Annotated in this window: 16 protein-coding genes and 1 other RNA gene; 1 reads left to right on the top strand and 16 read right to left on the bottom strand. The window is 70.4% G+C overall.

Annotated features, from left to right (window positions below; all coding sequences use genetic code 11):
* Positions 1-228 precede the first annotated feature (228 nt).
* Complete coding sequence (locus tag MM440_RS01135; RefSeq protein WP_241441368.1) at positions 229-927, bottom strand: TetR/AcrR family transcriptional regulator; 699 nt, start codon at positions 925-927, stop codon at positions 229-231.
* A gap of 180 nt (positions 928-1107) precedes the next feature.
* On the opposite strand from MM440_RS01135, the gene MM440_RS01140 reads away from it, so the two are divergent.
* Entirely contained in the window at positions 1108-2361 is a 1254-nt protein-coding gene (locus MM440_RS01140; RefSeq protein ID WP_277626172.1) for a pyridoxal phosphate-dependent aminotransferase, read from the top strand.
* A gap of 25 nt (positions 2362-2386) precedes the next feature.
* On the opposite strand, the gene MM440_RS01145 is transcribed toward MM440_RS01140, so the two are convergent.
* The 15 genes from MM440_RS01145 to MM440_RS01215 all read right to left on the bottom strand — a co-directional run bounded on the left by MM440_RS01145 (position 2387) and on the right by MM440_RS01215 (position 19483).
* Complete coding sequence (locus MM440_RS01145; RefSeq protein WP_241441369.1) at positions 2387-3334, bottom strand: NAD(P)H-dependent flavin oxidoreductase; 948 nt, start codon at positions 3332-3334, stop codon at positions 2387-2389.
* A 150-nt stretch (positions 3335-3484) separates the two neighbouring features.
* Complete coding sequence (locus MM440_RS01150) at positions 3485-4549, bottom strand: aspartate-semialdehyde dehydrogenase (RefSeq protein WP_241441370.1); 1065 nt, start codon at positions 4547-4549, stop codon at positions 3485-3487.
* Between the two features lies 1 nt (position 4550).
* Positions 4551-5819 (bottom strand): aspartate kinase, encoded by a 1269-nt coding sequence (locus MM440_RS01155; RefSeq protein WP_241441371.1) that lies wholly within the window; start codon positions 5817-5819, stop codon positions 4551-4553.
* Positions 5820-5975: 156 nt separating this feature from the next.
* The gene (locus tag MM440_RS01160; RefSeq protein ID WP_241441372.1) at positions 5976-7373 is read right to left on the bottom strand and encodes an ABC transporter substrate-binding protein; all 1398 of its coding nucleotides are present in this window, start codon (positions 7371-7373) and stop codon (positions 5976-5978) included.
* Between the two features lie 22 nt (positions 7374-7395).
* Positions 7396-8355: a carbohydrate ABC transporter permease gene (locus MM440_RS01165; protein ID WP_420914114.1), complete on the bottom strand. Its 960-nt coding sequence runs from the start codon at positions 8353-8355 to the stop codon at positions 7396-7398.
* A gap of 10 nt (positions 8356-8365) precedes the next feature.
* Positions 8366-9319 (bottom strand): carbohydrate ABC transporter permease, encoded by a 954-nt coding sequence (locus MM440_RS01170; RefSeq protein ID WP_338155585.1) that lies wholly within the window; start codon positions 9317-9319, stop codon positions 8366-8368.
* A 10-nt stretch (positions 9320-9329) separates the two neighbouring features.
* On the bottom strand, positions 9330-11576 hold the full coding sequence (locus MM440_RS01175) for an alpha-galactosidase (protein WP_241441373.1): 2247 nt from the start codon (positions 11574-11576) through the stop codon (positions 9330-9332).
* Positions 11573-12703: a LacI family DNA-binding transcriptional regulator gene (locus MM440_RS01180; RefSeq protein ID WP_241441374.1), complete on the bottom strand. Its 1131-nt coding sequence runs from the start codon at positions 12701-12703 to the stop codon at positions 11573-11575. The genes MM440_RS01175 and MM440_RS01180 overlap by 4 nt, the downstream gene beginning before the upstream one ends.
* Before the next feature lie 154 nt (positions 12704-12857).
* A complete protein-coding gene (locus MM440_RS01185) occupies positions 12858-13451 on the bottom strand; it encodes a DUF5063 domain-containing protein (RefSeq protein WP_420914115.1) in 594 nt (197 codons plus the stop codon).
* Positions 13444-14043 carry a recombination mediator RecR gene (gene recR, locus MM440_RS01190; RefSeq protein ID WP_241441375.1) on the bottom strand — a complete coding sequence of 200 codons (600 nt, stop codon included), beginning with the start codon at positions 14041-14043 and terminating at the stop codon, positions 13444-13446. Before recR ends, MM440_RS01185 begins: the two co-directional genes overlap by 8 nt.
* Before the next feature lie 47 nt (positions 14044-14090).
* The gene (locus MM440_RS01195) at positions 14091-14759 is read right to left on the bottom strand and encodes a lysophospholipid acyltransferase family protein (protein WP_241441376.1); all 669 of its coding nucleotides are present in this window, start codon (positions 14757-14759) and stop codon (positions 14091-14093) included.
* A 197-nt stretch (positions 14760-14956) separates the two neighbouring features.
* On the bottom strand, positions 14957-17707 hold the full coding sequence (locus MM440_RS01200; protein ID WP_241441377.1) for a DNA polymerase III subunit gamma and tau: 2751 nt from the start codon (positions 17705-17707) through the stop codon (positions 14957-14959).
* Between the two features lie 101 nt (positions 17708-17808).
* Positions 17809-17907, bottom strand: an RNA gene (ffs, locus tag MM440_RS01205) — signal recognition particle sRNA small type.
* A gap of 39 nt (positions 17908-17946) precedes the next feature.
* On the bottom strand, positions 17947-19062 hold the full coding sequence (locus MM440_RS01210; protein WP_241441378.1) for a DUF1648 domain-containing protein: 1116 nt from the start codon (positions 19060-19062) through the stop codon (positions 17947-17949).
* 10 nt (positions 19063-19072) lie between these two features.
* Positions 19073-19483, bottom strand: coding sequence for a GntR family transcriptional regulator (locus MM440_RS01215; protein WP_241441379.1), 411 nt, complete (start codon positions 19481-19483; stop codon positions 19073-19075).
* Between the last annotated feature and the right edge of the window lie 55 nt (positions 19484-19538).

A 19538-nucleotide genomic window follows, 5' to 3' on the forward strand; every position in this document is an offset into this window, starting at 1 on the left:
CGACGTACTGGGGCCCGACGTGCCGCTGCCGGCGGGCCCGGGCTCGTCCGCCACGGCCGACGCCACAGCCAAGGGTGAGGCCGACAACCCGACCCCGGCCACGACCGGCAGCGCTGCGACCAGCGAACGAGGCGGCACGGATCTGGGTGCCGGGCTTCCTGGTGCGTCCCATGGTGAACATCCCCCTTGGCTACCCACCGTAACTAAAGATCACCAAAAGTGACAGAGCTACCCGCCGCCGCCCAGCCAGTCCAGCAGAGCGTCACCGATCAGCTCGCGGTGCCGCGCACGCACGGCGTCGTCGGTCATGTCGTAGCCGAACGTCGCGCGGATGGTCGAGACGTTGACGACCTGGAAGAGCACCCAGGAGCTGATGAACAGGTGAACCTCGATCGCGCTGACGGGGCGGCGCACCACCCCCGCGGCCCGACCGCGCTCCAGCAGGTCGGTGATGATGGCGAGGATCGGCCGGTTGAGGTGGGCCTGACGCTCGGACCCGTGCAGGTAGACCGCCCCCATGAGGTTCTCCTGACCGACCAGCCGGGCCAGCTCGGGGTGCGCCACGTGGTAGTCGAAGCTGGAGCCGGCGAGCTCGCGCAGCGCCGCGGCCGGCTCGAGACCGGTGAGATCGAGGGAGCGCTCGTACGCCCGGATGCCGGCATAGACCTCCTCCAGAGCGGCCGTGTAGAGGCCTTCCTTGCTGCCGAAGTAGTAGTAGATCATCCGCTTGGTCGTGCGGGTCCGGGCCGCGATCTCGTCCACCCGTGCACCCGCCAGACCGTGCCGGGTGAACTCGTCGATGGCTACTGCGAGAAGCTCGCCCCGCGTGCGCTCGGCGTCACGCACCCGCGCGCGGGGCGACGATCCCGACGCGCGCGGCACCGATCCCGACGTCCGCGGCGCCGCTCCTTGCGCTGCCTCAGCCACGCCTGCTCCTGCCACGAGCCACTGTGCTCCCCATGCCCAGCAACGTACCAACCAGTGAGTTGCGGGTCCACACCGGGTCCACACGCGACCGGGGCTGAGCCTGTGAGATCCACCCCAGCCGATCCCACCTGTCGACAAGTCGGCGGACATCGTCCGGGGCGCGATGCGAGGATGGGCCTCATGCCTCGACGCAAAGCCCCGAGCGGTCGCCCGCTGCGCCGCCTCGACCAGAGCACCAAGCTGCAGAACGTCCTCTACGAGATCCGCGGCCCGGTGCTCGCCCGCGCCAACCAGCTCGAGGCCGAGGGCCACCGCATCCTCAAGCTCAACATCGGCAACCCGGCGCCGTTCGGCTTCGAGGCTCCCGACGTGATCCTGCAGGACATGATCGCCAACCTGCCATCTGCGCAGGGCTACAGCGACTCCAAGGGCATCTTGTCGGCACGGCGGGCGATCTTCGGACGCTACGAGGTCATCCCGGACTTCCCCGAGTGCGACGTCGACGACATCTACCTCGGCAACGGCGTCTCCGAGCTGATCAGCATGACCACGCAGGCGCTGCTCGACAACGGTGACGAGGTGCTGATCCCGACGCCGGACTACCCGCTGTGGACGGCGGCGACGTCGCTCGCCGGCGGCACCCCGGTGCACTACCGCTGCGACGAGGACAACGACTGGAACCCCTCGCTGGAGGACATCCGCGCCAAGGTGACCGAGCGCACCAAGGCGATCGTCGTGATCAACCCCAACAACCCGACCGGCGCGGTCTACTCGCGCGAGGTGCTCCAGGGGATCGTCGACATCGCGCGCGAGCACTCGCTGCTGATCCTTGCCGACGAGATCTACGACCGGATCCTCTACGACGGGGCGGTGCACACGTCGATCGCGACGCTGGCGCCGGACCTGCTGGTCATGACCTTCAACGGGCTGTCGAAGACCTACCGGGTGGCGGGCTTCCGGGCCGGCTGGGTCGTCATCACCGGGCCGCGCCACCACGCGGCCGGGTTCCTCGAGGGGCTCGAGTTGCTCGCGTCGACCCGCCTGTGCCCCAACGTCCCGGCCCAGCACGCGATCCAGGTGGCGCTGGGCGGCTACCAGTCCATCGAAGAGCTCGTCACGCCCGGCGGCCGGCTCTACGAGCAGCGCCAGGCGACGGTCGCGGGGCTGCGCGCCATCCCCGGCGTGTCGGTCGTCGAGCCGATGGGGGCGCTCTACGCGTTCGCCAAGCTCGACCCCGAGCGCTACCCGATCAAGGACGACCGGCAGTTCGCGCTGGACCTGCTCGAGGAGGAGAAGATCCTGATCACCCAGGGCACCGGGTTCAACTGGCCGACGCCCGACCACTTCCGGATCGTGATCCTGCCGCCGGAGGCCATGCTCGAGCGCGCGATCGAGCGGATCGGCGACTTCCTGCAGGACTACACGCAGGAGTAGCCCTCTCGCACAGCCTGATTCGCGCTCAGAGCTGCGCGGGCACCGGCAGCCGGTCGAGCGCGTCCTGGTACTCCCGCTCCAGCCGGTCCACCAGCTCGGCGACCGGCGGCACGTCGTGGATCGCCTGCACGCCCTGGCCGGCGGAGAAGACGTCCTTCCACGCCTTGGCAGCCGACGGGTCGGTCAGGTGGTCCAGGTCCACCCGGTCGGGCAGCGGCAGGTTGTCCGGGTCCAGGCCCGCGTCGCTGATCGAGCGGCGCAGGAAGTTGGCCGGCACGCTCGAGATCGACGGCGTGTAGACCACGTCGCCGGCTCCGGACGCCACCACCATCGCCTTGTGCTCGGCGGGCGCGATCGCCTCGGCCGTCGCGAGGAAGCGGGTGCCGAGGTAGGCGAGGTCGGCGCCCATCGCGAGCGCCCCCAGCACGTCCGCACCGGTGGACAGGCATCCCGAGAGCAGCAGCGGCCCGTCCCACACCGAGCGGATCTCGGCGACCAGCGCGAACGGGTTGCGGTCACCGGCGTGCCCGCCGGCCCCCGCCGACACGGCGATGATCCCGTCCACGCCGGCGGCTGCCGCCTTGGCCGCGAACCGCGCGTTGGTGACGTCGTGGAAGACCAGCCCGCCGTAGGAGTGCACCGCCTCGACGACCTCGGCGGCCGCACCGAGCGACGTGATCACCACCGGCACCTGGTGCCGGACGATCGTGGCGAGGTCCTCGCGCAGCCGGCGGTTGGACGAGTGGACGATCAGGTTGACGCCGTAGGGCGCGTCCTGCGGCGTCAGAGCCGCCTCGATCTGGTCCAGCCACTGCTCGAAGCCCTCGGCGGTGCGCTGGTTCAGCGCCGGGAAGGTGCCGAGCACGCCGGCTCGGCAGGCGCCGACCACCAGGTCGGGCCCGGAGGCGAGGAACATCGGGGCGGCGACGACCGGCAGGCGCAGGCGTCCTTCGAGAGCGGTGGGCAGCGGCATGAGCCCCACCCTAGGAAGACGACGGCGCCGGGGTCACCCCCGGCGCCTGTGTCCTTCGCCACGCCGGCCGAGCCAGCCGGCCTCAGCCCAGTCGGCTGAGCCAGCCGGCTGAGCAAACCGGCCCCAGCCGGCTCAGCCCAGCCAACCCACTCAGCGCTTGCTGAGCTCCGCGACCAGCAGCTCGGCGATCTGGATCGTGTTGAGCGCGGCGCCCTTGCGCAGGTTGTCGTTGGACACGAAGAGCACCAGGCCCTTGTCGTCCGGCACGGCCTGGTCCTGGCGGATCCGGCCGACGTAGGACGGGTCCTGACCGGCGGCCTCCAGCGGCGTGGGCACGTCGACCACGACGACACCGGGAGCCTTCGAGAGCAGCTCGGTGGCGCGCTCGGGCGTCAGCGGACGCTCGAACTCCGCGTGGATCGACAGCGAGTGACCGGTGAAGACCGGGACCCGCACGCAGGTGCCGGAGACCCGCAGGTCGGGCAGCTCGAGGATCTTGCGGGACTCGTTGCGGAGCTTCTGCTCCTCGTCGGTCTCGTTGCTGCCGTCGTCGACGATCGAGCCCGCGAGCGCGATCACGTTGTAGGCGATCGGTGCGACGTACTTGGTGGGCTCGGGGAGGTCTACGGCGTGCCCGTCGTGGGTGAGCTGCTCGATCTTGCCCTCGCCCGCCTCGACGCCCGCGCGGACCTGGCCCGCGAGCTCCTCGACCCCGGCGAGCCCGGAGCCGGACACGGCCTGGTAGGACGAGACGAACAGCCGCACCAGCCCGGCCTCGTCGGCCAGCGGCTTGAGGACGGGCATGGCCGCCATCGTGGTGCAGTTCGGGTTCGCGATGATGCCACGGGGGCGGTCGGCCAGCGCGTGCGGGTTCACCTCGGAGACGACGAGCGGCACCTCGGGATCCTTGCGCCAGCCGGAGGAGTTGTCGACCACGACGACGCCGGCCTCGGCGAAGCGCGGGGCCTGCGCCTTGGACGTCGTCGCCCCGGCGGAGAACAGCGCGATGTCGAGCCCGGTCGGGTCGGCGGTCGTCGCGTCCTCGATGACGATGTCCTGGCCCCGGTAGGTGAGCGTCTTGCCCGCCGAGCGCGGCGAGGCGAACAGCCGCAGCTGAGCGATCGGGAAGTCCCGCTCCTCGAGCAGGCGCAGCATCACGGTGCCGACCTGGCCGGTCGCGCCGACGATGCCGAGGTTCACTGGCTGGTTCGTCATCTCAGCGCCCCGTCCCGCCGTAGACCACGGCCTCGCCGCTCACGGTGTCCAGCCCGAAGGCCGTGTGCACCGACCGGACCGCCTCGTCGAGCTGGTCGTCGCGGCAGATGACCGAGATGCGGATCTCGGACGTCGAGATCATCTCGATGTTGACGCCGGCGCTGCCGAGCGCGTTGAAGAAGGTGGCGGAGACGCCGGGGTTGGACTTCATGCCGGCGCCGATGAGGGACAGCTTGCCGATCTGGTCGTCGAACAGCATCGACCGGAAGCCGACCTTGTCCTGGACCCGGTCGAGGAACTGCGCCGCCTGGCGCGCCTCGACCTTGGGCAGCGTGAAGGAGATGTCGGTCAGCCCGGTGTCCACGGCGGACACGTTCTGCACGATCATGTCGATGTTGACGCCGGCCTGGGACAGCGCCTCGAAGATCTCGGCGGCCTTGCCCGGGTGGTCCGGGACGCCGACGATCGTGATCTTCGCCTGGCTGCGGTCGTGGGCGACGCCGGAGATCAGGCTGGCTTCCACGTCTTCTCCTTCGGGTGGATCGATGACGAGCGTCCCCTCCTTGCTGGAGAAGGAGGAGCGCACGTGGATGGGGAGCTGCTGGCGCCGGGCGTACTCGACGCACCGCAGCATCAGGATCTTCGCGCCGTTGGCGGCCATCTCTAGCATCTCCTCGCTGGAGATGCGGTCGAGTTTGCGGGCCGAGGGCACGATGCGCGGGTCGGCGGTGAACACGCCGTCGACGTCGGAGTAGATCTCGCACACGTCGGCGTCCAGCGCGGCCGCGAGCGCCACGGCGGTGGTGTCCGAGCCACCACGGCCCAGCGTCGTGATCTCCTTCGTGTCCTGCGAGACGCCCTGGAACCCGGCCACGATCGCGATGTGGCCCTCGTCCATGGCCTTGCGGACCCGCCGCGGCGTGACGTCGAGGATGCGGGCCTTGCCGTGGTCGCCGTCGGTGATGATGCCGGCCTGGCTGCCGGTGAAGGACTTCGCCGAGAAGCCGAGGTTGGCGATGGCCATCGCCATCACCGCCATCGAGATCCGCTCGCCCGCCGTGAGGAGCATGTCCAGCTCGCGCGCGGGCGGGACCGGGCTGATCTCGCCGGCGAGGTCGACGAGATCGTCGGTGGTGTCCCCCATCGCCGACACGACCACGCACACGTCGTGGCCGGCCTTCTTGTTGTCGACGATCCGGCGGGCGACGCGCTTGACGCTGTCGGCGTCGGCAACGGACGAACCGCCGAACTTCATGACGACGAGGCTCACGGGGGCTCCTTGCTGGGGACCTGGGTCAACCACCGAGTTTACCGACCGGGCAGGGGCCGTGCCCGCATGCACGCATCGCGAGACCCCGCGTCGGCCGGGCCGTGGGTCGACCTGGCGGTCGGGCAGGGTCGGACGCTGGGTCGAGCACGGAGCCGCTCAGCTGCCGACCTTGAACAGGTCCTCGATCTGTCGGTTCACCTCCGTCAGCGAGCTGGGCTCGGCGCTGCCGATGTAGATCCCGTCGAACGCCGGCTTGAGCAGCGCGGTGATGTCGGCGGCGTGACCGGTGACGGGGAACAAGAAGGTGGTCTTGTCCTTGACCTGGTCGGTGAACGGCGTGACGTCGAGCCCGCGCTTGTCCTTGTTGAACCGGACGGCCAGCTCGGTGCCGCTCGGCCGCGCCGGGAAGACGACGCCGGAACCGCCGATGAGGTCCTGGCACTGCTGGCCGGCAAGGAAGCTCACCCACTTCGCCGCTGCCTGGGGATTCTTGGCCTGGGTGGTGATCGAGTCCGCGAGCCCGTTGAACATCGACGCGCGCTTGCCGGACGGACCGACCGGGGTGGGGACGATGCCGATCTCGATCTTCTTGCCGTCGGCGTCGGTGAGCTTCGCGAAGGTCGAGATCATCCACGAGCCGTTGAAGCCCATCGCGGCCGTGCCCATCTGCATCTGCTTGTCCGGGCCGACCGTCGAGCTGGACCCGCCGATCGTCTGGTAGCTCGGCATGTAGCCCTTGCGCTGCAGGTCGAAGAACCACCCGATCGTCTTCTGGAACCGGGGATCGTCGAGATGGAACGTCGTGCCCCACGGGTTCTTGTCGGTGACCGTCCAGCCGCCGACGGAGCCGGTGAACGGCGACCACTGGGTCTGGCCCCACCCGCCGCCACCGCCGCCGTCGGACGCCCAGCCATAGGTCTTGACGCGGGCCTTGTCGAAGCCCGGCTGGTCGCCGCGCCGACCGTTGACGTCGACGGTGAGGTGCGCGACGGCCTTCTCGAAGGTGCCCCCGTCGTCGGGGTTCCAGGTCAGAGACGCGAGCTGCTGTTCGGTCATCCCCGCGTCGGCAATCGCCTTCTTGTTGTAGAAGATCGAGATGGTGTCCCAGTCCTTCGGTGCGCCGTAGCGGTGCCCGTCCTGACCGAACCAGAGCTCGGCGAGACCCGGCTGGTAGTCCGTGTTCTTGATGTCCTTGGTCGGACCCAGCTGGTCGAGCGGCCGCAGCACCTTGAGGTCCGCGAACTGCGCGAAGTAGTTGAGGTGGTTGGTGAACACGTCCGGCGCCGTGTCGGCGATGAAGCCGGCGGTGAGCTTGGACCAGTAGTCGTTCCAGCCGTACTGCGTGATCTGCACGGTGAGAGAGGGATTCGCCGCGTGGAAGGCGTCGGCGCACTTCTGGTAGCCCGGCTGCTGGGCGGAGTCCCACAGCCAGTAGGAGATGGTGCTGCCCGACCCGCCCTCGGAGTCGCTGCCGCAGGCGGCCAGGACCGGTGCGGTGGCCAGGGTGGCGACGGTGAGGAGGCCGATCGAGCGCCGACGGCGCTTGGTAGTCATCACGATTCGCACTGGTCGCCCCTCACTTGATCCCGCTGAAGCCGATGGAGTTGACGATGCGCCGCGCCGACAGGGCAAACAGCAGCAGCATCGGGAGGGCAGCCACCAAGGTGGCCGCCATCAGGCCGGCCCAGTCCGGACCGGTCTGCGGCGTCTGGGATTTGAAGACGCCGAGGGCCACCGTGAGCACCCGGGACTTGTCGGTGTAGGACACCATCAGCGGCCAGAAGTAGTCGTTCCACGACGCCATGTAGGTGAGGATCGCGAGCGTCGTGATCGGTGCCGTCGACATGGGGATGATCAGTCGGAAGAAGACCATCACCTTGGACGCACCGTCGATCAGCGCCGCCTCCTCGACCTCCTTGGCGATGCCCATGAAGAACTGGCGCAGGAAGAAGATCGCGAACGGCAGCGTCATGAACACCATCGGCAGCGCCACCCCGGGCAGCGTGTCGACCAGGCCGAGCTGCTTGATCAGCACGAAGTTCGGCAGGAAGGTGAAGATCGCCGGGATCATCAGGCCCGTCAGGAAGAACATGAACACCGGCTCGCGCCAACGCCACTGGAGCCGCGCGAACGCGTAGGCCGCCATCGCTGCGAAGAGCACCTGCAGCACCGTGACGATCGTCGACACGACGATGGAGTTCAGCAGGTAGCGCCAGAAGTTGATCGGCTGGCCCGCTCCGCCTGCGTCGATCGCCTCCTGACCGGTCTGCAGGCCGAAGACGCGTTGGAAGCCGCCCCACGAGAACTGCACGGGCAGCACGGAGTTCGACCCCGCGTAGAGCGCGTTGTTGCTCGACAGGGCGGTGCGCAGCATCCAGTAGAACGGGAAGAGGCTGCCGATGATCACGAGGATCATGAACGTCCAGGCGAGGGCACGCCCGACGCTGAACCCCGGTCGGGGCGAAGCGGTCTCGTCGGGCTCGGTGCGGGCTGCCCCCACGGCCGGGGGCTGGTTCGAGGCTGTCGTCGATGACATGGTGCGCTCCTCAGCCGAGATCCGTGGAGTCGGCGTTGCTGACCTTGTACTGGACGAACGAGATGACCACCAGGACGACCAGGAGGGCTACCGAAAGCGCTGAGGCATAACCGAACTGGAAGCGACCGAAGGCCAGGTCATAGATGTAGAACTGGAGCACGCGCGAGGCGTTGACGGGCCCGCCCGCGGTGGCGATGGCTACGGTGTCGAAGACCTGGAACGACCCGACGATGGTGATGATGAGCACCAGCGCGAGGATCGGCCGCAGCAGCGGCAAGGTGATCGAGAAGAACATGCGGTTCTCGCTCGCACCGTCGACCCGGCCGGCCTCGTAGACCGTCTCGGGGATGGTCTGCAGCCCGGCGAAGATGAGCAGCGCGGTGTAACCCACGTGCCGCCATACGTTGATGCCGGCGATCGTCGGGATGACCCAGGTGTCGCTGGTGAGGAACGGGATCCGGTCCAGACCGACCAGGGTGAGCAGGTGGTTGCCGATGCCCAGCTGGAAGTCGAGGATCCAAAGGAAGATCATCGCGGCGACCACGTTCGACACGAGGTAGGGCGTGAGGACGATGGCGCGCAGCCAGGTCTTCTTGGTGAGGCGCTGCATCATCACGGCGATGACGAGCGCGAGCACGGTCTGGAAGAAGATGTTGACGACGACGTAGTAGAGCGTGACCTTCATGGCGTTCCAGAAGATCGGGTCGTTGACCATCCGGACGTAGTTGTCGAGCCCGACCCACCTCGGTGGCGTCAGCAGGTTGAACGTCGTGAACGACAGGTAGATCCCCCGCAGCGTCGGCCACACCAGGAAGGCGAGGAAGCCGATCAGCGCCGGGAGGATGAACAGCACCGCGAGGCCGGTGTCGTCCTTGCGCCGCCCCGCCCTCGCGTCACCTCCCGCGGCCATGCTTGCGTCTCGCCCTGGGTCAGGGTGGCGTTCGACGGCGTTGTCGAGTGCCATGACGTTCCTCCTACTCGTGCTCGGCTTCGATGGTGAAGAGGGTGACCTGGTCGGGGCTCATGCGTGGGGGCTGCACCCCCACGGCCTCGAGTGCGGCGCCGGTGATGACCATGCCGGGGTAGCTCGCGGCCTCCTGCAGCGCCGGGTAGGGGTGGGCCGGGTCGACCGGCTCGGGCTCGGCCAGCGCCTCGCCCCCGAACCACAGCGGCGCCACGAAGCCCGCCGGGGCGGCGCCGACGAGGCACGGCCGGATCCGGTAGCGGCGCTGCGGGTCCAGCCCCCGGAAGCGCAGCCGCGGCGCGGGGTCCGCGAGCGGGAAGGACACGAGGACGAACGCCATGATGGCCGCGCTGCGGTCCGGGGCGACGACGCCGTGCACGAAGACCCCGTCGCCCGGCTCGTCCATCCGCACCAGGTCACCGCCGAGCAGCAACCCGCGGTGCTGCTTGTAGAAGTCCAGCCAGGCCCGCAGCTCGCTGAGTGCGCGCTCGGACGCGTCGGCGAGGTCCCACTCGATGCCGAGGTGGCCGAAAACCGCTGTGGCAGCACGGAAGTTGAGGTCGTGATTGCGGTTGGTGGTGTGCGAGCGACCCGACGCGATGTGCGAGCCCATCAGCTCCGGAGCGAGGAGCTGGCTGGTCCAGCGGAGCATCTGCTGGCGCTCCAGCGGGTCGATGCAGTCCGAGACCCACACGCGGTCGGTCTGCTCGAGGATGCCGAGGTCGACGCGGGCGCCACCCGACGAGCAGGACTCGATCTCGAGACCGGGGTGGGCGGCCTTCAGCTCGCCCATCAGCCGGTAGACCGCCTGGGTCTGGGCGTGCACGGCGGGGGTGCCACCGGACTGCTGGTTGCCCGCCTCGATCAGGTCACGGTTGTGGTCCCACTTGATGTAGTCGATGGCGTACTCGGCCACCAGGGCCGAGATCTGGTCGCGGATCTGGGCGTAGCACTCGGGGATCGAGAGGTTCGCGACCTGCTGGAAGCGCGACAGGACCGGCCACTCCTCGCGGGCGGACATGATCCAGTCGGGGTGCTCGCGCGCGAGGTCGCTGTCGGGGTTGACCATCTCCGGCTCGAACCAGAGCCCGAACTGCATGCCGAGCTCGCGCACCCGGTTGACGAGAGGGTGCAGGCCGTCGGGCCACACGTCCTTGCTCACCACCCAGTCACCGAGGCCGGAGTGGTCGTCGCGGCGCGAGCCGAACCAGCCGTCGTCGAGCACGTAGCGCTCGACCCCGATGGCCGCGGCGCGCTCGGCCAGGTCGATCAACCGGTCCGCGTCGTGGTCGAAGTAGACCGCCTCCCACACGTTGAGCGTGATGGGTCGGTCGGCGTCCACGTGGTGCTCGCGCGAGCGCAGGTAGCGGTGGAACCGGTGCGCCACGGCGTCCAGCCCGACGCCGAAGCTGCCGTAGACCCAAGGGGATTCGTAGCTCTCCCCCGACTCGAGACGCACCTCGCCGGGCAGCAGCAGCTCGCCACCGCCGATGACGCGGTGCTCGTCGAAGGTCAGCTCGGCGTAGTGCGTGTGGTTGCCGCTCCAGGCGGTGTGCACCGCCCACACGTCACCGCCCGCGAAGTCGAATCCTGCTGTGCCGGCGTGCAGCACGGTGGCGGCGTCGGCGCCGGTGCGTCCCTTGCGCCCATGGCGCAGGTGCGTGCCGACGACGAACGGCGAGCGCTGCGGCACCCGCTCGCGACCCCAGCGGCCGGCGAGGTCGAGCAGCTCGGTGGCCTGCGCGGGCACGGGGTAGGCGATGACGAGGTCGTCGAGGGTGTAGCGCTCGCCGTCGTTGCGCAGCGCCGCGCGGGTGCGCAGCAACCCGCTCGGCAGCAGCTCGAGGGTGAGGGTGACCGCGAGCTGCTGCGCCTGGTCCACCGACTCGACGGTGAGGACCCCCGGACCACTCTGGTGGAACGACCCGATGTCCGCCCCGTCAACGGTCGCCGACGTCGTCACCAGCTTGGGTGACCAGGCCGCTCCGTCCCGCGAGCCACTGATCCCGGGACGACCGATGTAGCCCGTGTGGTGCTCGGGGAGGATCGCCAGCCGGATCGGCTCGTCAACGGTGTTGGGGCCGATGAGCGGGACGTTCGCGTCGCTGAGCCCGGCGGCCAGCTGCTCGTCGAGGTCACCGATCGCGGCCCCCCAGTGCACGATCGCCGGGAGCCGGCCCTCGCGCAGGTCGATGAGCACCGAGACGTCGTCCGTGCGGAGGTGGACGATGCCGTCGGGGGTGGGCTGGTCGGTCATGGAGTCTCCTTGAGCGTCAATGGGTTTCGGGAGGACGGTTGGGCGTGTGCCATGGGAGCCGGTGCGACCGACTCGCGGCACACCAGCGGGCAGTCCAGCACGACGGCGCTGGACCCGGGGGTGTGCGCCGGGTGCTCGCGGTCGAGGGCGATCTCGACCGCCTGCTCGCCGATCTCGCAGTAGGGCAGGGCGATCGTCGTCAGGCCGGGGTAGAGCGAGTCGGCGATGGGCTCGAGGTTGTCGTAGCCCACCACCGACAGGTCGTCGGGGATGCGCAGCCCACGCTCGGCCGCCGCCCGGTAGGCCCCCATCGCCATCCGGTCGTTGAAGCAGAACAGCGCGGTGGGCCGCGAGTGGCCGGGGCGGTCGAGCAGCCGGCTCGCGACAGCGTAGCCCCCGTGCGCCGTCGCCTCCATCTCGTCCAGGGTGACCACGAGCTCGGGGTCGAGGCTGAGCCCCGCGTGGGCGAGGGCCTCGGCGAACCCGGCCAGTCGTTCTACGCCAGGAAGGCAGGGACCGACCATGAGGGCGCCGATCTGCCGGTGGCCCGCAGCGAGCAGCTCGGTGGCCGCCGCCCGACCGGCGCTGCGCTCGTCGGGGACCACGTAGGGGATGTGCGGTCCGCTCGCGCTGTCTGCGCTGTCGCCGGACGGGCGGGCGTTGGCGAGCACGAGGTTCAGCCCGCGGCGGCCGCGGCCGGACCCGACGCTCGTGGGCAGCTCACGCTCGACGTGGGTGAGGGACGCAAGTACCACGGCGGTGTAGCGCTGGGCGCGCGCATAGTCGAGCGCCTCCTGCTCGCGCTGCGGGTCACCGGTCGTGCTGAGGACGAGCAGCGTGGCGCCGAGCCGCTGGCAGGCCTCCTGGGCGCCGCGGATCAGGTCGCCCCCGTAGGGCTCGTAGGCGATCCGGTCGTTGATCAGCGCCACGCTCGACCGCGAGCTGGCCGAGCGGAGGCTGCGCGCGTGCGGGTTGGCGGTGTAGCCGAGGACTGCGGCGGCCTCATGGATCCGGCGGCGGGTGTCGGTGCTGACGCGAGCGCCGGGGACCTCGTTGAGCACGACGCTCACCGTGGAGGCCGCGACCCCCGCCATCGCGGCGACGTCACGGATAGTCGGCGCACGCATGTGACCTCCCTGGCATCCACGACGAATCGATTCGTCATCGTGGCACGCGGCAGGCCGTTGCGCCTCTTGGGTGAATCGCTACCGCTGGCGGCTCACGGTTGCAGGGTGCTTGGCTTCAGCGGCTCACGGGATCAGTCGCGTCGAGCTCAGCGGATCAGGGGTGCAGCGCGTCGAACTCGGCCTCGGCGACGATGTCCTCGTCGGCGTCCAGCCGGATGTGGGCGACGATCGCCTGCAGCACGCGCAGGCACGCGGCCGCTCGCTCGCCCCACGAGGACAGGTAGCTGAACTGCCACCACCAGAGCGCCTCGACGACCTGGCCGCTCTCGTAGTGCCGCTGACCGTGGAGCAGGTCGGTGCAGATGTCGGCGAGGTCGTTGGAGAGCGAGCCCTGGGTGAGCTCCTGGGAGGTGACCGGATCGACCAGGTCGACATAGTCGTCGAGGCCCTCGAAGACCATGGCGAGCCCGTCGCGCAGGGGGTCGATGTCGGGGTCGGCCCCGGCGTCGGGCTCGAAGCGCTCGGTGGGGACGACGTCCTCGATCGCGCCGAGGCGGGCGCCGGCGACCAGCACCTGCGAGACGCCGAGCAGCAGCACCGGGATCGCGGTGTCCGGGGACGCGCCCGAGGCGACCTCGGTGACGGCCTCCAGGAAGTGGCGGGCTTCGACGGACGTGGTGTCGGCGACCGCACGCAGGTCCTGCATGATCGTGACGGTCGGGTCGTCGGCCAGGCTGGTGTCAGGCACTGAGCATTCTCCTTCCCTCGAACGCCCGTCCGAGGGTCACCTCGTCGGCGTACTCCAAGTCGCCACCGACCGGGAGGCCGGAGGCCAGCCGCGACACCCGCAACCCGAACGGCGCGAGCTGGCGAGCCAGATAGCTCGCGGTCGCCTCGCCCTCGAGGTTCGGGTCGGTCGCGATGATGATCTCGGTGATGGCCGTCTCGGAGAGCCGGGCCATCAGCTCGGTGATGCGCAGGTCGCCCGGGCCGATGCCGTCGATCGGTGAGATCGCTCCGCCCAGCACGTGGTAGCGGCCGGCGAACTCGCGGGTGCGCTCGATCGCCACGACGTCCTTGGGCTCCTCGACGACGCAGATCAGGCCCTGGTCGCGGCGGGGGTCGGCGCAGATGCGGCACAGCTCGGCCTCGGTAACGTTGCCGCACACGGTGCAGAAGCGCACCCGCGACTTGACCACCGACAGCACCTCCACGAGGCGCTGCACCTCGCCCTCCTCGGCAGCGAGCAGGTGGAACGCGATCCGCTGGGCGCTCTTGGGCCCGATCCCGGGCAGATGCCCGAGCTCGTCGATGAGGTCCTGGACCGCTCCTTCGTACACGAGGACCACCCTAGTCCCCCGAGCCGACAGTCCCCCGCTCCCTGGCGCTACGAACCCGGGGGACGCTCGTTGTAGGACCCGGCGAGCACCTGACCGGTGAGGTGGTGGATGCCCTCCATCACCTCGTCCGTCAGCTCGCGGCGGGCCCGGCCCTGCGGCATGGAGTCGTAGCGGCCCGCGACCTGGATCGGCTTGCCGAACCGCACGGTGACCTTCGCCAGGCGCGGGAGCCGGGACCCGATCGGCTGGATGTCCTGGGTGCCGAGCAGGCCGACCGGCACGACCGGGCAGCCGGCGGTGAGCGCCAGCCAGGCCACCCCGGTGCGCCCGCGGTAGAGCCGCCCGTCGCGCGAGCGGGTGCCCTCGGGATAGAGCGCGAACGCCTTGCCCTCACGCAGGATCTGCAGTCCGGTGTCGAGGCTGTCCTGGGCCGCGCGGGCCGAGTCGCGGTCGACCGGCACGGCGCCCACCGCCTCGAACCAGGCGGCTCGCATCCGGTCGGCACGGGTCGTGCCGGCCCAGTACTCCGCCTTCGCGAGGAAGTGCACCTGGCGCGGCGCCGCCAGCGGGATGACAAAGCTGTCGATGAAGGACAGGTGGTTGCTGGCCAGGATCACCGCGCCGGTGCGGGGCACGTTGTCGAGGCCGGTGACGGTCGGTCGGTAGATCGCGTGCGTCAGCGGCTTCAGGACGCCGTGGACGACCTCGTAGAACATAACGACCTCACTGGCTCTGGTGCGTGGGTGCCGTGGCGGCAACTCCAGTCTCGTGGGTGAGCGTAGTCCCGGGACGGCGTGTAGGCCCGACAGGGCTCCAGGCCCCATGTCGCAGACCGCACGGCTCGCGGCAGGGCGGGTGGCGCTGGGGGCAGCGCCCTGGGCTGCTGCCGGGGCTGCTCGGCCCGTGCCCCCGCTCAGCTGTCGGTCTGCTCGTCGTGCAGGATCGTGCCGCCGAGGACGCTGGTGATGACCCGCGGCCCGGCGTCGACGTCGGCGATGCTCTCGTCGTCGTCGCTGACCGCCGTGTCGTCCACGACGGGCGTGGTGAGCCGCTCGCGGGCTGTGCGCGCCTGCGCCTGCACCCGGTCCCAGGCGCGCCGCTGCTGCGGGCTGGCTGACTCGGTGGGTGCGCTCTGCGCCGGGCTGCCCGGCGGGGCGCCGACCCCCGTCGGTGCGCCGGGTCCACCGGGCGCCTCGTCGGAGTCGTCGGAGTCGTCGTCGTCGGAATCGTCGTCTGAGTCGTCATCTGAGCCGTCAGCGTGGTCGACGGAGTGCTCGGCGCCGTTGGCGGACTCGCGGTTGTCGTTGGCGAACTCGCCGTCGTCGTTGGCCGAGTCTCCGGCCTGGGCGCCGGCAGAGTCACCGGAGTCGCCGCCGGCCCCCGGCGCGCCTGCCCGTGCGCCTGCCTCCTCAGGCGGCAGCCAGGCCCCCTCGGGCTCGTCGTCCTCGGGGTCCGGGTCGGCGTGAGCACCTGGGGCCCCCGGTGCAGCTGGAGCGCGCGATGCTGCTGGCCCCGTCGATGCACCGGGCCGGCCAGCACCAGCCCAGTCGGGCGCAGCCTGGCCACCGGTCGACCAGCCGCGGCCGCCACCGATGTCGACTCCCTCACCGGGGATACCCGCCGGTGCTGGTGTCCGGGTCGCGGGCGCCCCCGGCCCAGCCCCGCGGCCCGAGGCGTTGCCGCCGGTCGGGGCGCCGCCGGTGGGAGCTCCGCCGGAGGCCCGCCCTTCGGCGGGCACGCCCGGTCCGCCGACAGCCGGGCTGCCACCACCCTGGGCGTGCTGGTTGCCCAGCTCCGACATCGGCGCCGCCTCGACGCGAGCGTCGACCATGATGACCTCGATGAGGGCCTGGCGGACCAGCTCGGCGTGGTTACGGTTGGTGCGGAAGGCGTTGGCGATGCCCGGCGTCGAGATGCCGAGCAGCACGCGCTGGCCGTCGTAGTCGATCACCTGGGCGTGCTCGGACAGCATCGTCCAGGTCGCCCGCCGCATGCTGAAGACCTTGGCCAGCACATCCGGCCACACCCGGCGCAGCATGGCGGTGTCGACCTGTCGGCCACCGCCCGCACCCGCAGCAGCGCCGCCCGCACCAGCACCACCGCCCGCGGCGCCCGATCGAGCGCCGGCTGGAGCCTGCCCGGCTCCTGCGCCCTGCGCCTGGCTGGGCTCCTGCGCCTGCCTCGGCTCCTGCCCTTGGCTCCGCTCTGCTCCGGGTGCCTGACGCTGACCAGGTGCCTGGCCGGCCCCCTGGCCGCCCTGGCTCTGGCCGATCCCCTGGCCCTCGCCGCCCTGACCATGACCGCCCTGATCCCGACCGCCCTGCCCCTGACCGTCTCGGCCCTGACCGTGCGTGGGCCCCGGGGCGTCTGCCGGCGCGGGCACCTGGTCCTGGCTGTGACCCTGAGCGCCAGGCCCGGCACCACCCTCGACCGAGCGGAGCCCCGGCGAGGAGATCGACCGATCAGCACCCGCAGCGCCGGACGGGCCGGCCGGAGCCACAGCCCCGAGCTCGACGCGCCGCTCGAGCCGGTCGAGGCGGGCGGCGTAGCCCTGCTCACCCACCGCCCCGGGCAGCAGCACCCGGGCGCAGATGAGCTCCAGCTGGAGGCGTGGCGAGGTGGCGCCGGTCATCTCGGTGAGCCCGGCGTTGACCACGTCGGCCGCCCGCGACAGCGCCGCCGCCCCGAACGACGCGGCCTGCTGACGCATCCGCTCCAGCTGGTCCTCGGGCACCGCGCGCAGCACGGCGGCGGCGCCGTCGTCGACGGCCAGGATGATGATCAGGTCGCGCAACCGCTCGAGCAAGTCCTCGACGAAGCGACGTGGGTCCTGACCTGACTCGATGACCCGGTCGACCTGCTGGAACACGCTGGCGCCGTCGCCCGCCGCGAGGGCCTCGACCGTCGCGTCGAGCAGCTCGACGTCGGTGAAGCCGAGCAGGGCGGCCGCCCGCTCGTAGGTGAGCCCGTCGTCACCGGCACCCGCCATGAGCTGATCCAGGACGGACAGCGAGTCACGGACCGAGCCACCGCCGGCGCGCACGACGAACGACAGCACGCCAGGGGCTACGGACACGCCCTCGGCGTCGCACAGCTGCTGGAGGTAGTCGTGCAGGCGTGCCGGCGGGACGAGCCGGAACGGGTAGTGGTGGGTGCGCGAGCGGATCGTGCCGATGACCTTCTCGGGCTCCGTGGTCGCGAAGACGAACTTCACGTGCTCGGGCGGCTCCTCGACGATCTTGAGCAGCGCGTTGAAGCCCTGCGGCGTCACCATGTGCGCCTCGTCGATGATGTAGATCTTGTAGCGCGAGCGAGCCGGCCCGTAGGACGCCTTCTCGCGCAGGTCACGAGCGTCGTCCACGCCACCGTGCGACGCCGCGTCGATCTCGATGACGTCGATCGAGCCGGGCCCGCCACGCGCCAGCGCCACGCAGGACTCGCAGGTGCCGCAGGGGGTGTCGGTCGGGCCCTGCTCGCAGTTGAGGCAGCGCGCCAGGATGCGCGCCGAGGTCGTCTTGCCGCAGCCGCGCGGGCCGCTGAACAGGTAGGCGTGATTGACCCGCCCGGTGCGCAGCGCCTGCATCAGCGGCTCGGTCACGTGCTCTTGCCCGATGACGTCGGCGAACGTCTCGGGTCGGTAGCGGCGGTAGAGCGCGGTGGTCACGGATCAGACACTAGCCGCCCCCACTGACAGGCCCCCTCCAGAACTCACAGGCGCTCCCGCTCGTGCACTCTCACGCGCGCGGCGATCCACCTGGTCGGGGCAGCGAAGAACCCCTCGCACACCTGGAAGAGCTCACTTGCCCTTGCTGCATTCCTGCCCTGGGGGAGTTGGGTGAGGTACCACCGCACGAGGGGTCCGGGTGCCAGTGTAGGTGAGCGGCCGCGCTACGGGCCAATCCTTCAGTGGACGAGCAGCGGGAGCAGGAGGCTGCCGAGGACCAGGAGCGCCAGCGCGAGCAGGAAGACCTTGCCCCAGAGGCTGCCGACGTTGACGGTGTAGCCGACACCAGCGCGTTTGGGCACGAAGACGCTGGGGTCGTCGGGGTTGTCATAGAGCAGCCCGCCCTTCCAGAACCGGTCGTCGTCCGGCGACTGCGGCGCGGGTCGTCGACCCTGCGCGCGAGCCGCCGTGGCTGCTTCGTGCTGCGCTTGACCCTGCTCGGTGGACAGGACGACGGACTTCCACACCCCCACACCGCAGACCCCGAGAGTCACGCCGAGGAAGGCGACCATCGCGACCACGCTCGGCGTGCCCGTGATGCCGTTCCAGGTCTGGACCTCGAAGATCGTGATCCCTGCCGCGATGACGACAACAAGGGTGCTGAGCATCCACTGCGTGATGGCCCGGGTGCTCCGGGCGCGTCTGGTCCCGGCGGCGACGTCGCCGTCGGGCAGGACGCGCACCGGGGCGATCGACACCGCCCAGGCGAGCAGGGCGAACAGCAGGACCATCGCGATCGCGATGCCCTGCGGTCCGAGGACGTTCCAATAGGTCTTGGGGCCCCAGGCGTCGGGCACACCCCGGGGTCCGGTGTGCGTGGGATAGGGATCGGGCTGCCTCCCATACACGCTGATGCCGTAGCCGAGGCCGGCGAACCCGATGGCCAGCGCCAGCGCATACCACCCCCAGCGGACCTGGCCGGAGGACGTCTCGGTGACGCTGGCCGCTACGCGCACAGGCACGCCGACGTACCAACCGTGTCGGTGCTTGGCCTCGATGATCGACCGGCGCGTCCGGACGTAGGCGACTGCGCCGAGCACGAGCTGGACGAGCGGCACGATCAGGAACGCCAGGTCGACCCGGACTCGGGCGAGGACCAGCCCCAAAACGAGGCAGAGCACGGTGACATCGACGACGAGGTGTCGATAACGCGTCAGGGCGCCGGTGACGGCCGGGTCGTCGAGGCGATCGCTCGGCACGGACACCCCGAGAGGCACGGTGGGCCGAGAGATCCGTGGGATCAGGTGCAGCATCGCGCCGAGGTACAGCGCGAGAGCGACAAGAAGCCAGTCCATAGCGAGACCCTCACTCCTGCAACACGGTTGACGACGCGCCCGCATCGACGCGAGCGCTGAGCTGCTCCACGACCTCCAGGATGGACGAGGTCGACAGGCCTCGAGCGCGCCCTTCGGCAAGGAGGGTGTAGGCCCGCCCGGTCCAGTCCTCGACGAACTGCGGCGACGGGGGCTCGCCGGTGCGGTCCCGGGCCACGAAGGTGCCCGACTTGGCGTTGGTGGCGACCAACCCCTCGGACCGCAGCAACTCGTAGGCCTTGGCCACGGTGGCGGGGTTGATGGCGAAGGCCGAGGCCAGCGCACGGACCGACGTCAGCGCGTCGCCACGGTGCAGGTGGCCGGCACCGATGCCCTCGACGATCCGGTCACGGATCTGTTGGTAGATCGGCACCGGCGACAGCGGGTCCACCTCGATGTCCATCGGCCACCCTCCCTCCTTCTGTACTAGTGATAGTAGTACAGGCAGGTCAGAACAG

It is taken from the genome of Arsenicicoccus piscis, assembly GCF_022568835.1.
GTDB classification, from domain to species: Bacteria; Actinomycetota; Actinomycetes; order Actinomycetales; family Dermatophilaceae; genus Arsenicicoccus; species Arsenicicoccus piscis.

Excerpts from the sequence above, each read along its gene's own strand:
- MM440_RS01140 (WP_277626172.1), top strand. The coding sequence starts at position 1,108 with ATGCCTCGACGCAAAGCCCCGAGCGGTCGCCCGCTGCGCCGCCTCGAC.
- MM440_RS01145 (WP_241441369.1), bottom strand. The coding sequence starts at position 3,334 with ATGCCGCTGCCCACCGCTCTCGAAGGACGCCTGCGCCTGCCGGTCGTC.
- MM440_RS01150 (WP_241441370.1), bottom strand. The coding sequence starts at position 4,549 with ATGACGAACCAGCCAGTGAACCTCGGCATCGTCGGCGCGACCGGCCAG.
- MM440_RS01160 (WP_241441372.1), bottom strand. The coding sequence starts at position 7,373 with ATGACTACCAAGCGCCGTCGGCGCTCGATCGGCCTCCTCACCGTCGCC.
- MM440_RS01165 (WP_420914114.1), bottom strand. The coding sequence starts at position 8,355 with ATGTCATCGACGACAGCCTCGAACCAGCCCCCGGCCGTGGGGGCAGCC.
- MM440_RS01170 (WP_338155585.1), bottom strand. The coding sequence starts at position 9,319 with ATGGCACTCGACAACGCCGTCGAACGCCACCCTGACCCAGGGCGAGAC.
- MM440_RS01175 (WP_241441373.1), bottom strand. The coding sequence starts at position 11,576 with ATGACCGACCAGCCCACCCCCGACGGCATCGTCCACCTCCGCACGGAC.
- MM440_RS01180 (WP_241441374.1), bottom strand. The coding sequence starts at position 12,703 with ATGCGTGCGCCGACTATCCGTGACGTCGCCGCGATGGCGGGGGTCGCG.
- MM440_RS01195 (WP_241441376.1), bottom strand. The coding sequence starts at position 14,759 with ATGTTCTACGAGGTCGTCCACGGCGTCCTGAAGCCGCTGACGCACGCG.
- MM440_RS01210 (WP_241441378.1), bottom strand. The coding sequence starts at position 19,062 with ATGGACTGGCTTCTTGTCGCTCTCGCGCTGTACCTCGGCGCGATGCTG.
- MM440_RS01215 (WP_241441379.1), bottom strand. The coding sequence starts at position 19,483 with ATGGACATCGAGGTGGACCCGCTGTCGCCGGTGCCGATCTACCAACAG.